This is a genomic window from Streptomyces sp. NPDC055078 (assembly GCF_053607985.1).
On record NZ_JBSGUP010000186.1, the window covers coordinates 1 to 12,887 of the forward strand.

The following is a 12,887-nucleotide window of genomic DNA, read 5'->3' on the forward strand; positions in this document are numbered from 1 at the left end:
GCGGCGGCCGGGCGCGGGGTGGCGGTCGGCGGCCTGCTGGACGTCCAGCGGGAGCGCGCCGTCGACGCGGGCGCGTTCACCGAGGCGTACCGGCGCTACTGCTGGCCGACGGACGGCCTGGACGGGGTGCGGCTCGCGCCGTTCCAGATCCTCGCCGCGCCCGGCCGCTCCCTGGCGGCCGTCCCGCACGACAAGCAGCTCGCCTGGCTGGACCGGCTGGTGGAGCACGACCCCACGGGCCTTCTCCAGGTCACCAGACGGCTGATTGTCGACACCGGCGACGAGGACTCCGTCCGCGCCGGTATCGACTGGTGGCTGGAGATGACCGGCCGCGGCGGCGAGGGCATGGTCGTCAAGCCGCTCCAGGCACTCGCCCGGGACGCCAAGGGCCGGCTCGTCCAGCCCGGCGTGAAGGTCCGCGGCCGGGAGTATCTGCGCATCATCTACGGCCCCGAGTACACCCGCCCGGACAATCTCCAGCGGCTGCGCAACCGGTTCCTGAACCACAAACGGTCGCTCGCCCTGAGGGAGTACGCGCTCGGTCTGGAAGCGCTGGACCGGCTGGCCGAGGGGGAGCCGCTGTGGCGGGTCCACGAGGCGGTGTTCGCCGTCCTGGCGCTGGAGTCGGAGCCGGTCGACCCCCGGCTGTGACGTACAGGTGTCGGCTGTGACGTACGGGTGTCGGCTGTGACATGCCGACACCCGTACCTGTGGCATGCCGGCCCCCGTACATACGGGTGCCCGGACCGGTCCGGGCACCCGTACGCGCCCCGCACACCATGAGCCGTCGCGGGATACGACAGGAAACGCTCTTGACGCATCCCGAGTGAAGCGCGCGCCGTGCGGTGAGGATGGGGACATGGGATTCCATGTCGACTCCGAGACCGGGCGGCTGCGCCGGGTCATACTGCACCGGCCCGACCTTGAACTGAAGCGGCTGACGCCGAGGAACAAGGACGCGCTGCTCTTCGACGATGTGCTCTGGGTGCGCCGCGCCCGCCAGGAGCACGACGGGTTCGCCGATGTCCTGCGCGACCGGGGGACCGAGGTCCACCTCTTCGGCGATCTGCTGCGGGAGTCGCTGGACATCCCCGAGGCCAGGAAGCTCGTCCTGGACCGGGTCTTCGACGAGAAGGAGTACGGCCCGCTCGCCACCGATCATCTCCGGGCCGCGTTCGACGCGCTGCCGACCGCCGAGCTGGTCGACGCGCTGGTCGGCGGGATGACCAAGCGCGAGTTCCTCGCCTCCCACCCCGAGCCGACCTCCGTCCGCTTCCATGTGATGGACCTGGACGACTTCCTGCTCGAACCGCTGCCCAACCACATCTTCACCCGCGACACCTCCGCCTGGATCTACGACGGCGTCTCCATCAACGCCATGCGCTGGCCGGCCAGGCAGCGCGAGACCGTGCACTTCGAGGCGATCTACAAGCACCACCCCTTGTTCACCGGTCCGCACGCGGGTGAGTTCCACCACTGGTCGGAGGGGCAGGACGACTATCCCTCCACCATCGAGGGCGGCGACGTCCTCGTCATCGGCAACGGCGCTGTGCTGATCGGGATGAGTGAGCGCACCACGCCCCAGGCGGTGGAGATGCTGGCCCGGGGGCTGTTCGAGGCCGGTTCGGCGCGCACGATCGTGGCGCTGGACATGCCGAAGCGGCGGGCGTTCATGCATCTCGACACGGTGATGACGATGGTCGACCGGGACACCTTCACGCAGTACGCGGGCCTGGGCATGCTCCGCTCGTACACCATCGAACCGGCGGAGGGCTCCCGGGCGCTCAAGGTGAGCGACCACCCTCCGGAGCATATGCACAGCGCGATCGCCGCCGCGCTGGGGATGAAGGAGATCCGGGTGCTCACCGCGACCCAGGATGTGCACTCGGCGGAGCGCGAGCAGTGGGACGACGGCTGCAATGTGCTGGCCGTCGAACCGGGGGTCGTGGTGGCGTACGAGCGGAATGTCACCACCAATACGCATCTGCGCAAGCAGGGAATCGAGGTCATCGAGATCCCCGGCAGCGAGCTGGGGCGGGGCAGGGGCGGGCCCCGGTGCATGAGCTGTCCGGTGGAGCGGGATGCGGTCTGACCGGCCGGGGTTCCCCGGGGACCGGTTGCGGCCCCCGGACCGGCCGGGGTTCCCCCGGGGACCGGTTGCGGCTCCCGGACCGGCCGGGGTTCCCCCGGGGACCGGTTGCGGCTCCCGGACCGCTCGGGTTCCCCGGACCGGCTGGGGGTTCCCCGTATCACCTCGTGCTCCCTGAGGGCTTCCGGCCGCCCGGGAGCCTCGGGGAACCTCATGGGTGGGGGAGGATCCTCTCCGTATAGCGATGCAGGGGCTCGTATACACTTCCATCGTCACCGCATTCGCGACGCAGGAGCACCGCCATGGCGATACACCTCGAAGGCCGCCACTTCCTCAAAGAGCTGGACTTCACCTCCCAGGAGTTCCGCGGTCTGATCGACCTGGCGGCCCGGCTCAAGGCGGCCAAGCGGGCCGGTGACGAGGTTCCGCTGCTGCGCGGGAAGAACATCGCGCTGATCTTCGAGAAGTCGTCGACGCGTACGCGCTGCGCGTTCGAGGTCGCGGCAGCGGACCAGGGGGCGGCGACGACGTATATCGATCCGGCCGGTTCGCATATCGGCAGCAAGGAGTCGGCCAAGGACACCGCGCGGGTGCTCGGCCGGATGTTCGACGCGATCGAGTTCCGGGGTGACGCGCAGGAGACGGTCGAGGAACTGGCGGAACACGCCGGGGTGCCGGTCTACAACGGGCTCACCGACGAGTGGCACCCCACCCAGATGCTGGCCGAGATGCTCACCATGAGCGAGCACAGCGCCAAACCGCTCCAGGAGATCGCCTTCGCCTATCTCGGGGACGCCCGCTTCAACATGGGGAACTCCTATGTGATCACCGGGGCGCTGCTCGGTATGGATGTCCGGGTCGTCGCCCCCAGGGCGTACTGGCCGTCCGAGGCCATCGTCTCCCGGGCCCATCAGATCGCCGAGACCAGCGGAGCGCGGATCACCTTCACCGAGGAGATCGCCGACGGGGTGCGGGGCGCGGACTTCGTCGCCACCGATGTCTGGGTGTCGATGGGGGAGCCCAAGGAGGTCTGGGACGAGCGGATCAAGGCGCTCGGTCCGTACACCGTGACCATGGATGTGCTGCGGGCCACCGGCAACGCGGAGGTGAAGTTCCTGCACTGTCTGCCCGCGTTCCACGACCTCGGGACGAAGGTCGGGCGGGAGATCTACGAGCGGCACGGTCTGACGGAGCTGGAGGTCACCGACGAGGTCTTCGAGTCGGACCGTTCCGTGGTCTTCGACGAGGCGGAGAACCGGATGCACACGATCAAGGCGGTGCTGGTGGCGACGCTCGCCAGGCCGGGAACCGTGATCCTGTGAGGCAGGGCGCCGCGCGATAGGTCCGTGGGGCCGTCAGGCCCGGGAGCGTCGTTCCCCCGGCTGCGGCGACTCCCGTGATTCCCGCGACTCCCGGGGTTCCGTCGCCCCCTGCGGCTCCGTCGCCGCCCGCGCCGGGAGCGTGAACCAGACCGCCTTGCCCGCCGCGGTGACGCGGTGCCCGCACGCCAAGCTGAGCGCGCGGATCAGCAGCAGCCCGCGCCCGTGCTCCTGCCAGGGGTCGATACCGTCGGCCGCCGCCGTACGGGAGAGATCCCCAGGCGGCGCCGGGTCACCGTCGTGGACCTCCACCTGGCAGCCGGTGGGCAGCAGCGCGACCACCAGCTCTATCGGGACCTCGCCCGGGGTGTGCTCCACCGCGTTGGCCACCAGTTCGGCCGTCAGTAGTTCCGCCGTGTCGCTGTCGGCCGCGGCCTCGACCTCCGCCAGCGCCGTACGGACCAGGGCGCGGGCCATGGGCACCGCGACCGCGGTGTGCGGCAGGGCGATGCGCCAGGCGGCGGGGCCGGATGCTTCAGCGGACACGGCGGGGTCCATTCGGGGGCGGTGGTTCGGGGTGCTGGGGTGACAGCGGACGAGCCCCGTCCGGTGGACGGCGTCGCGCCTCCACCATAGGAAGCCCCCGGGGCCGCCGTGCGGCCGGGGGGCACCCTGGTCAGAACCTGTGCCCTCACCGTGACAGGACCATTGCCGTGTCACGTCCGCCGGGTACCGGACCGGACAGCCTATCGCGTAGTCGTGACGGAAGTTACATGGGAGTGATAGCTTCGAAGGGCAGGCAGAGGCCGGCAGAGCAGCCCAGCCTCGCCGACGCCCTCGCAGCGTACGAGGCCGAGCGCCGCCCGGTGGTCGAGTCGGCCCAGCGGGCGGCGGCGGCATCGCTGCGCTGGTTCGAGGAGGTGGCGTACCGTATCGGCCAGCCGCCCCGGCAGTTCGCCTTCAACCTCCTCACCCGCAGCCGCCGGGTCACCCACGGCAATCTGCGGATGCGTGACGCGGCCTTCACCGACGCCGTGGAGCAGGAGTTCGGCTGCCCGGCGGCCACCCCGCCGATGTTCACGCCCTTCCGGCTGCGCGGACTCGAACCGCGCAACCGGGTCGTCGTCTTCCCGATGGACATGTACTCCGCCGTGGACGGCGTCCCCGGCGACTTCCACCTCGTACTCCTCGGCGCACGGGCACTCGGCGGGGCCGGTCTGGTGATGAGCGAGATGGTGTGTGTGAGCGCCCGGGGCCGGATCACCCCCGGCTGCACCGGCCTCTACACCCCGGAGCAGACGGCCGCCTGGCGCCGGATCACCGACTTCGTCCACACCCGGTCGCTGACCGTCCGGCTCTCGGCGACCGACTGGGCGGCGGGCGGCACCACCGCCGACGACGCCGTGGAGATCGCCCGCGCCTTCGCCGATCACGGGGCCGACGCGATCGACGTCTCCACCGGGCAGGTCGTCCCAGAGGAGCGGCCCGAGTACGGGCGCTCGTATCAGACGCCGTACGCCGACCGTATTCGTAACACCATCGGCATCCCCGTCATCGCCGTGGGCGCGATCTCCTCCTGGGACGACGTCAACTCCCTGCTGCTGGCGGGCCGGGCGGATCTGTGCGCGCTCGCCAGACCGCATCTGTACGACCCCACTGGACCCTGCACGCGGCGGCCGACCAGTCCTACAGCGGGCCCGGCGCCCCCTGGCCGCTCCCGTACCGCGCGGGCAGCCGCACACCCCCGAAGGGGCGTACGGACGCGCCGAAACCGAGGCTCACCCTGACCTGACGCGCCCCCTGGCCTGCCCCGAGCCGATCCCGATGCGACGTAACCGGATGCGACGCGACGCGACCCGATCCCGACGCGACCCGATGCCATGTGGACCCGGTCGCAACACGCCCCAGGTGCCGGCTCAGGCCCGACCGCGCCCCCGCGCGCGGGTCAGCCGTCCTGCTGGACGAACACCGCGCCCGCGTCCCGCAGCAACTCGTGCAGCTCCCCGAAGACCTCGGCCGAACGCCCGCCCGGCCAGCCCTCGGGCAGCAGCTCCATGGGCAGTCCGGGGTCGATGTACGGCAGCTTGCGCCAGGAGTCCAGCGCGTACAGATAGTCCCGGTACGCGTCTTCGGGGGATGCCGTACGGCCCGCCGACCACGACCGCAGGACCGGTTCGTGCGCGCCGAGGAACTCCTCGTGCCGCTTGGCGATCCCCGCCAGGTCCCACCAGCGCGCCACCGCCTCCGCCGTCGCGGCGAAGCCGAGATGCCCGCCCCGGAACAGTTCGACATACGGGTCGAGCTGGAGGCGGCGCAGCGTATGACGGGTCTCCTCGTACAGCCGGGCCGGGGCGATCCACACCCCGGGCGCCGCCGTGCCGAAGCCGAGCCGCCCCAGCCGGGAGCGCAGCAGATGGCGCTTGCTGCGCTCGGCCTCGGGCACCGAGAAGACCGCGAGGACCCAGCCGTCGGAGAGCAGCGGGGTGCCCCGGCCGTAGATGCGCCGGTCGCCGTCGGCGAGGAGCTGACGGGCGTCGGCGGACAGGGCGTAACCGGCCGCGCCCTCAGGGGTACGGCCGGGGATCAGCAGCCCCCGGCGCTTGAGCCGGGACACCGAGGACCGTACGGACGGCGCGTCCACGCCGAGCGCGGCCAGCAGCCGGATCAGCTCGGCCACCGGGAGCGGGCCGGGCGGCCGGTCGTCTCCGTAGGCGCCGTACTCGCGTCCGTACGCGCCGTAGAGGGTGACGATCAGGGAGCGGGGGGTGTGCTGGTCGGCCACGCGATCACTCTAAGGCGTTCCCGGTGGATCAGGCCGGTCACGCGAGCCCGGCGCGATCCGTCAGAAGCGCCCTGGGTCCCGCAGCCGGAACCGCTGGAGCTTGCCGGTCGAGGTGCGGGGGAGCGCGTCGGGGAAGACGTACGCGCGGGGGCACTTGTACGGGGTGAGCCGGGCCATCAGGTACTCGCCGAGCGCGGCGGCGGTGGCATCGGCCCGGTCGCGGGAGGGCGCTCCCTCGCGGAGCACCACATACGCGACCACGATCTGCCCCCTCAGGGCGTCCTCCCGGCCGACCACCGCCGCTTCCCGGACATCCGGATGGCCCAGCAGCGCGTCCTCCACCTCGGGCCCGGCGATGTTGTGGCCCGCCGAGATGATCATGTCGTCGGCGCGGGCGACATAGCGGTAATAGCCGTCGGGGTCGCGCACATAGGTGTCGCCGGTGATGTTCCAGCCGTCCCGCACATACTCCCGCTGCCGGGGATCGGCGAGATACCGGCAGCCGACCGGGCCCCGTACCGCAAGCAGCCCCGGCTCCCCGTCCGCGACGGGAGCGCCGTCGCGGTCCGTCACCCGCGCCTGCCAGCCGGGCACCGGGACGCCGGTGGTGCCCGGTCTGATCGCGTCGTCGGCGGCGGAGATGAAGATGTGCAGCAGTTCGGTGGCGCCGATGCCGTTGATGATCCGCAGCCCGGTCCGCTCGTACCACTCCCGCCAGGTGTCGGCGGGCAGATTCTCCCCGGCCGACACACAGCGCCGCAGCGAGGCGACGGCGGACGCGTCGGACGCGTCGGACGCGTTGGACCCGGCGGCCCCGCCGGGCGAGGGCGACTCGGCGGGCGCGGGCGACCCGGGCGACCCGGGCGACCCGGGCGACCCGGCGGCCCCTGTGAGGCGGCCGAGCATCACGCGGTACGCGGTCGGCGCGGTGAACAGCACCGACACCCGGTGCTCGGCGATCGCGGGCAGCAGTTGCGCGGGCCCCGACCGCTCCAGCAGCAGCGCGGAGGCGCCCGCCCGCAGCGGGAAGACCACCAGTCCGCCGAGCCCGAAGGTGAAGCCGAGCGGCGGGCTGCCCGCGAAGAGGTCGCCGGGCACGGGCCGCAGCACCTCGGCGGAGAAGGTGTCCGCGATCGCCAGGATGTCCCGGTGGAAGTGCAGACAACCCTTAGGGCGTCCTGTGGTGCCCGAGGTGAAGGCGATCAGGGCCACATCGTCGGCGGCCGTCCGCACCGCCGGGTAGGGCTCGCCGGGCCCGGCCGCCGCCAGCCGCAGCAGATCGTCGGGACGGTCCCCGCCGTAGGGGGTGATCCGCAGCCCCGGCACCCCGGCCGCCGTCAGCTCGCCGAGCGAGCGGCTGTCGCAGAGCGCGCGGTCGACGGCGGCGATCGAGCACACCGTGGCCAGTTCATCGGCCCGCTGCTGTGCCAGTACGGTGACCGCCACCGCGCCCGCCTTCATCACCGCCAGCCAGCAAGCGGCCAGCCAGGGGGTCGTGGGGCCGCGCAGCAGGACCCGGTTGCCCGGGACGACTCCGAGCCGGGAGGTGAGGGCGTGGGCGATCCGGTCCACGCGGTCGCGCAGCTCCCCGTACGTCCAGACCGCGCCGTCCCCGGTGCGGAAGGCGGGCCGGTCCGCGCCGAAGCGGTCGATCGTGCGGTCCAGCAGTTCGACACCGCAGTTCAACCGCTGGGCATAGCGCAGTCCCGGCAGCTCGAAGAGCAACTCGGGCCACTGGTCCGCGGGCGGGAGCTGGTCACGTGCGAAGGTGTCGAGGTGGGCCGAGGGTGTCAGCTCCATGGATCGCCCCCTTCTCGTGGTGGGGTCGTGAAGGGAGCGTATCGTGATGGTGACGGCAGTCAACGGTTCGCGATAGGTGCGGTCGAATCGGCGGTCGAATCGGCGGACGAGCCGAGGCCGGTCCGGCGGTCGACCCGGCAGGCGGGCCAGCGGTTGAACCGGTGGCCGAATCGGCGGTCGAATCATCAGAGGAGTGGGGCACGCATGCCCGTATTCTCGCTCGATCCGGAACAGCTCGCCCGGTGCGCCCGGCTGCGCTCACTCGCGGCCGACACCCTGCGCCCCCTCGCCGACGCGGGCGAACCGGGGCAGCTCAACCGGCCCCTGCTCGCCGCCCTCGGCGAACTGGGCCTGCTGGAAAGGCTGTGCGGTGCCGGAGCGCTGGAACTCTGTCTGCTGCGCGAATCCCTGGCCCACGGCTGTACGGAGGCCGAGACCGCGCTCGCGCTCCAGGGCCTCGGCACGTTCCCCGTCGTGCGGGCGGGCACCCCGGCCCAGCGGGCGCGCTGGCTCCCCGAGGTGATCGCCGGCCGCGCCGTCGCGGCCTTCGCGCTCAGTGAGCCGGGCGCGGGCTCCGACGCCGCCGCCCTGGCCCTCAGGGCCGTGCCGTACGGCAACGGCTGGCGGCTCAGCGGTGAGAAGCGCTGGATCTCCAACGCCCCCGATACCGACTTCTACGCCGTCTTCGCCCGGACCACGGAGGGCGCCGGGGCCCGGGGCGTGACCGCCTTCCTCGTCACCGCCGAACGCCCCGGGCTGACCGGGACCGCCCTGGAGATGCTCTCGCCCCACCCCATCGGCGCGCTGTCCTTCGACGGCACACCCGTGTCCGGGGACGATGTCCTCGGCGAGACGGGCCGGGGCTTCCGGGTCGCGATGGACACCCTGAACCTGTTCCGGCCCAGCGTCGGGGCGTTCGCCGTCGGGATGGCCCAGGCCGCCCTGGACGCCACCATCGCCCACACCTCCCGCCGGACCGCGTTCGGCGGCCCCCTTAAGGACCTTCAGTCGGTCGCCCACCAGGTCGCCGAGATGGCCACCCGCACGGAGGCCGCGCGGCTGCTGGTGTACGGGGCGGCGGCAGCGTACGACGCGGGTGCCGGCGATGTGCCCAAGCGGTCGGCGATGGCGAAGCTGTTCGCGACGGAGACCGCGCAGTACGTGGTCGACGCCGCCGTCCAACTGCACGGCGCACGCGCCCTCCAGCGCGGTCATCTGCTGGAGCATCTGTACCGGGAGGTGCGCGCCCCGCGCATCTACGAGGGCGCGACGGAGATCCAGCGATCGATCATCGCGAAGGAGCTGTACGGAGAGCGCGCGTACGACAAGGTGTCGCGCACGGAGGTCGAGACCGGGCGTACCGGCGACAGCGCCGCGCGCGGAGGGCCATACCGGGCGTGCCGGTGACGGGACGGGGCACACGGACGACCAAGCCGCGCGTACGGGTGACGGGGCCGGGCGCGCGGAGGACCACGCCGCGCGGGCCGGCGACCGGGCCGCGCGGACGGACGACCACGCCGCGCGCGGCGGTGACGAGGCCGCGCGCACGGAGCACAAGGTTGTGCGCACGGAGGACAAGGTTGTGCACGAAACGGATTCGCGCCCGCAGGTGCCGCACGCGAAGGAGCCGCCCGCATGAGCCTGCACCGCCACAACCCCGGCGAGCTGTCACCCCCGACCGGGTTCTCGCACGCCGTCACGGCGACCGGCACCCGGCTGGTGCTCCTCGCCGGGCAGACCGCGCTGGACATGGCCGGCGCGGTGGTCGGCGAGACGCTGCCTGAACAGTTCGAGACCGCCCTCGCCAATCTCCTCACCGCCCTCGCCGCGGCCGGTGGCGCCCCGCACGATCTCGCCCGGGTCACCGTGTACGCCACCGATGTCGCCGACTACCGCCACCACGCCCCCGAACTGGGCCGGATCTGGCGGCGGCTGGCGGGCCGTGACTACCCCGCGATGGCCGTCATCGGTGTCGTACGGCTCTGGGACGAACAGGCGCTGGTCGAACTGGACGGCATGGCCGTACTGCCGTGAACCCGGTCCCCGCCCCGCGCCCGTCTCGATTCGCCCTTGATCGACTGGTGAGGCGGGTGGAGCGGGCATACGGTCGATGAGTGGATGGGCGGACGGACGGTTCACCCATCCGGTGCGAGGCCACGAGCGTGGCCGTGCGCGACCACGACACGGCCGCGCACGGCAGGAAAGGCCGCGCAAGGCAAGCAGAAGGCAAGCGCAAGCCAGGAACAGGCCAGCAAGCAAGGCGCAGCAAGTGAGGCGCCAGGAGTAAGGCGCAGCAAGCAAGGCGCAGGAGCAAGGCCAGAAGCAAGGTCAGGGACGAGGCCAGGACAAGGCCACGAAGAGCCATGACGACGCCGCGACCGGCACCCGCCGCGACCACCGCCCGCCCCAAGGGCGGTGGCCAGGGCATCGCTCTCCTGGTCATCGCCTCCTGCCAGTTGATGGTGGTCCTCGACATCACCATCGTGAACATCGCGCTCCCGCACATCCAGACCGCTCTGGACTTCTCCACCACCAGCCTGGCGTGGGTGGTGAACGCCTACACCCTCACCTTCGGCGGGCTGCTGCTCCTCGGCGGGCGTGCCGGTGACATCCTGGGCCGCCGCAGGGTCTTCATGGCAGGTGTCGCGCTGTTCGCGATCGCCTCCCTCCTCGGCGGACTGTCACAGAGTTCAGGGCAACTCCTCGCCGCGCGCGCCCTCCAGGGCGTCGGCGGCGCCATCGCCTCCCCGACCTCCCTCGCCCTGATCACCACCACCTTCACCGAAGGGCCCCGGCGGAACCGTGCGTTCGGGGTCTTCGCCGCCGTCTCGGCGGGCGGTGGTGCGATCGGGCTGCTGGCGGGCGGGATTCTCGTCGAGTGGCTCGACTGGCGCTGGGTGTTCTTCGTGAACGTCCCGATCGCCGTGCTGATCCTGCTCGCGACCCCGCGCTTCATCAGGGAGTCCGAGCGCCACGCCGGGCACTTCGACGTGCTCGGCGCGCTCGTCTCGACCCTCGGCATGGTCGCGCTGGTCTACGGCTTCATCCGGGCCGCGCAGGAGGGCTGGCGCGATCCGCTCACCCTGGCGTCGTTCGCCGCCGCCGTGGTGCTGCTGGCGGCCTTCATCACGATCGAGCGGCGCTCGAAACAGCCGATCACACCGCTCCATATGTTCGCGGACCGCAACCGGGCCGGGACCTACGGAATCATGCTGAGCCTGGCCGCCGCGATCTTCGGCATGTTCTTCTTCCTCACCCTCTTCGTTCAGGACGTCCTGGACTTCAGCCCGCTCCGGGCGGGGCTCGCCTTCCTTCCGGTCAGCGTGATCATCGCGGTGGGCGCCACGGTGACCTCCCAGCTCCTGCCCCGATACGGCCCGAAGCCCTTCATGGTCGGTGGCGCGATCCTGGCCGCGATCGGGCTCGGCTGGCTGACGCTCACCGATGTCCACTCCACCTATCTCGGCAGCATCCTCGGGCCGATGCTGGTCTTCAGCCTCGGTATGGGCATGCAGTTCGTCTCGCTGACGCTGATGGCGCTCTCCGGTGTGCCGCGCCAGGAGTCCGGCGCCGCGTCCGGGCTGCTCAACGTCATGCAGCAGGTGGGCGGCTCGCTCGGGCTCTCCATCCTGGTGACCGTGTTCGGCACGGCGAGCCGCGACAAGGCCGAGTCCCTCGTCCCGGAGTTCCTCGCCGGGGCGACCCCGGCGGAACGGCTCACCTTCCGCCGGACCGGGCAGCTCCCACCGCCCTGGGACGACCAGGTGCTGTCGTCCGGCATCTCCGCCGCCTTCGTCATGGCCGCGGTCTTCACGGTGATCGCGGCGGTGATCGCCCTGCTGGTGATCCAGGTCCGCCCGTCCGACCTGGAGCGCCTCAAGGGCGGGACGGTGCCCGGGCAGGGGTGACCCGTGAGGGTCGCCGGGTCCCGTTCCCGTACGCCGGTCCGGCACCTCCCTGGCGGCGGACCGCGGTGCCCGGCCCGAAGGGGGTACCTGGTGCGCATGTGCTGCCCGGTGTGCACGTGTCACAGGGGACTGAGAACATCTCCTGTGACGTGGGAGGAGGTACTGATGTGTGCGTCGACGCACCCCGGGGGCCCGGTCCGGTCCCGCCGGTGACAGGGCTGGCCGTCCTCGGCACGGACACCCGGTACCTCTTCGCCGACCCGGTCTACCGCAGTCTCACGGGAGAGGTCCGCGCGCCGCTGGAGGGCCTGGGCGTCAGTGCCCGGGCCGAGCGCCGTGTCGGTCCGGCACGGCTGCTGGCGGCGGTTCTGGCGGACGGCCGGGCCCGTACCCACCGCACCCCTATGGGCTACTGCGTCTGGCAGCGGCTCACCCTGGACGGCGAGGTGACCGGGCTGGCGGGCGTGATCGTGGCCGCGGGCCCGGCAACTGTGCCGCCCGCGTCCGGCACCCGTGACGCCTCCGGCACCCCCGGCATTCGTGACGCCTCCGGCACCCCCGGCACCCGTGACGCCCCGGGTCCCCGCCGTGGCGCCGCCCCCGCTGTCTCCACTGGCTCCGGTGGCTCCGATGTCCTTGACGTGCCCGGCGCCCCCGCTGCTCCCGACATCCCGGGTGTCCCGGACCCGCCCGGCGCTCCTGACCTGCCCGGTGTCCCGGACCTGCCCGGTGTCCCGGACGCGCTCAGTGTCTTCGAGGCGCTCGACCGGATCGGGACCACGCTCGACGAGCAGACCACCTGCCGGGAGGCCGTGGCGCTGCTGGGCCCCGGAGAGGGACCGGCCGACGCGGTCGCGATCGACCTGCTGCCGGCGGAACCGGCGACCGGCGGCGACGCGGCGGTACGGCGGACAGCCGCCGCCGACCCGGGGGCCCTGCTGCCGCCCCGGGCGGACCCGGCCGTCCTGCGCGGGCGGGAGGCCCTGGAC

8 protein-coding genes and 3 pseudogenes are annotated in these 12,887 nt (G+C 72.3%); 8 read left to right on the forward strand and 3 right to left on the reverse strand.

Features of this window, described 5'->3' with window-relative positions:
* The 3 genes and pseudogenes from ACWF94_RS17705 to argF form a co-directional block, all read left to right on the forward strand.
* Positions 1-651: pseudogene (locus ACWF94_RS17705) on the forward strand (polynucleotide kinase-phosphatase); the annotation flags it as partial.
* A 208-nt stretch (positions 652-859) separates the two neighbouring features.
* Complete coding sequence (locus ACWF94_RS17710) at positions 860-2,092, forward strand: arginine deiminase (protein ID WP_453488544.1); 1,233 nt, start codon at positions 860-862, stop codon at positions 2,090-2,092.
* Between the two features lie 299 nt (positions 2,093-2,391).
* A complete protein-coding gene (argF, locus tag ACWF94_RS17715; protein WP_453488547.1) occupies positions 2,392-3,411 on the forward strand; it encodes an ornithine carbamoyltransferase in 1,020 nt (339 codons plus the stop codon).
* A 33-nt stretch (positions 3,412-3,444) separates the two neighbouring features.
* Here argF and ACWF94_RS17720 read toward each other — a convergent pair whose 3' ends face one another.
* The gene (locus ACWF94_RS17720; RefSeq protein ID WP_453488549.1) at positions 3,445-3,966 is read right to left on the reverse strand and encodes an ATP-binding protein; all 522 of its coding nucleotides are present in this window, start codon (positions 3,964-3,966) and stop codon (positions 3,445-3,447) included.
* 254 nt (positions 3,967-4,220) lie between these two features.
* Here ACWF94_RS17720 and ACWF94_RS17725 point away from each other — a divergent pair.
* Positions 4,221-5,200, forward strand: a pseudogene (locus ACWF94_RS17725) (oxidoreductase); the annotation flags it as partial.
* Between the two features lie 153 nt (positions 5,201-5,353).
* On the opposite strand, the gene ACWF94_RS17730 reads toward ACWF94_RS17725, so the two are convergent.
* Positions 5,354-6,190, reverse strand: a complete 837-nt coding sequence (locus ACWF94_RS17730) for a PaaX family transcriptional regulator (RefSeq protein ID WP_453488552.1) — start codon at positions 6,188-6,190, stop codon at positions 5,354-5,356.
* Positions 6,191-6,250: 60 nt separating this feature from the next.
* Positions 6,251-7,990, reverse strand: coding sequence for an AMP-binding protein (locus tag ACWF94_RS17735; protein ID WP_453488555.1), 1,740 nt, complete (start codon positions 7,988-7,990; stop codon positions 6,251-6,253).
* Positions 7,991-8,194: 204 nt separating this feature from the next.
* Here ACWF94_RS17735 and ACWF94_RS17740 point away from each other — a divergent pair, with 204 nt between their 5' ends.
* From ACWF94_RS17740 to ACWF94_RS17755, 4 genes and pseudogenes are all read left to right on the forward strand, one after another.
* Positions 8,195-9,397 carry an acyl-CoA dehydrogenase family protein gene (locus tag ACWF94_RS17740; RefSeq protein WP_453488558.1) on the forward strand — a complete coding sequence of 401 codons (1,203 nt, stop codon included), beginning with the start codon at positions 8,195-8,197 and terminating at the stop codon, positions 9,395-9,397.
* A 228-nt stretch (positions 9,398-9,625) separates the two neighbouring features.
* Entirely contained in the window at positions 9,626-10,024 is a 399-nt protein-coding gene (locus ACWF94_RS17745; protein WP_453488561.1) for a RidA family protein, read from the forward strand.
* Positions 10,025-10,416: 392 nt separating this feature from the next.
* Positions 10,417-11,898: an MFS transporter gene (locus ACWF94_RS17750; protein WP_453488564.1), complete on the forward strand. Its 1,482-nt coding sequence runs from the start codon at positions 10,417-10,419 to the stop codon at positions 11,896-11,898.
* Between the two features lie 209 nt (positions 11,899-12,107).
* A pseudogene (locus ACWF94_RS17755) lies at positions 12,108-12,887 on the forward strand (hypothetical protein); the annotation flags it as partial.

Excerpts from the sequence above, each read along its gene's own strand:
- ACWF94_RS17745 (WP_453488561.1), top strand. The coding sequence starts at position 9,626 with ATGAGCCTGCACCGCCACAACCCCGGCGAGCTGTCACCCCCGACCGGG.
- ACWF94_RS17735 (WP_453488555.1), bottom strand. The coding sequence starts at position 7,990 with ATGGAGCTGACACCCTCGGCCCACCTCGACACCTTCGCACGTGACCAG.
- ACWF94_RS17740 (WP_453488558.1), top strand. The coding sequence starts at position 8,195 with ATGCCCGTATTCTCGCTCGATCCGGAACAGCTCGCCCGGTGCGCCCGG.
- argF (WP_453488547.1), top strand. The coding sequence starts at position 2,392 with ATGGCGATACACCTCGAAGGCCGCCACTTCCTCAAAGAGCTGGACTTC.
- ACWF94_RS17710 (WP_453488544.1), top strand. The coding sequence starts at position 860 with ATGGGATTCCATGTCGACTCCGAGACCGGGCGGCTGCGCCGGGTCATA.
- ACWF94_RS17720 (WP_453488549.1), bottom strand. The coding sequence starts at position 3,966 with ATGGACCCCGCCGTGTCCGCTGAAGCATCCGGCCCCGCCGCCTGGCGC.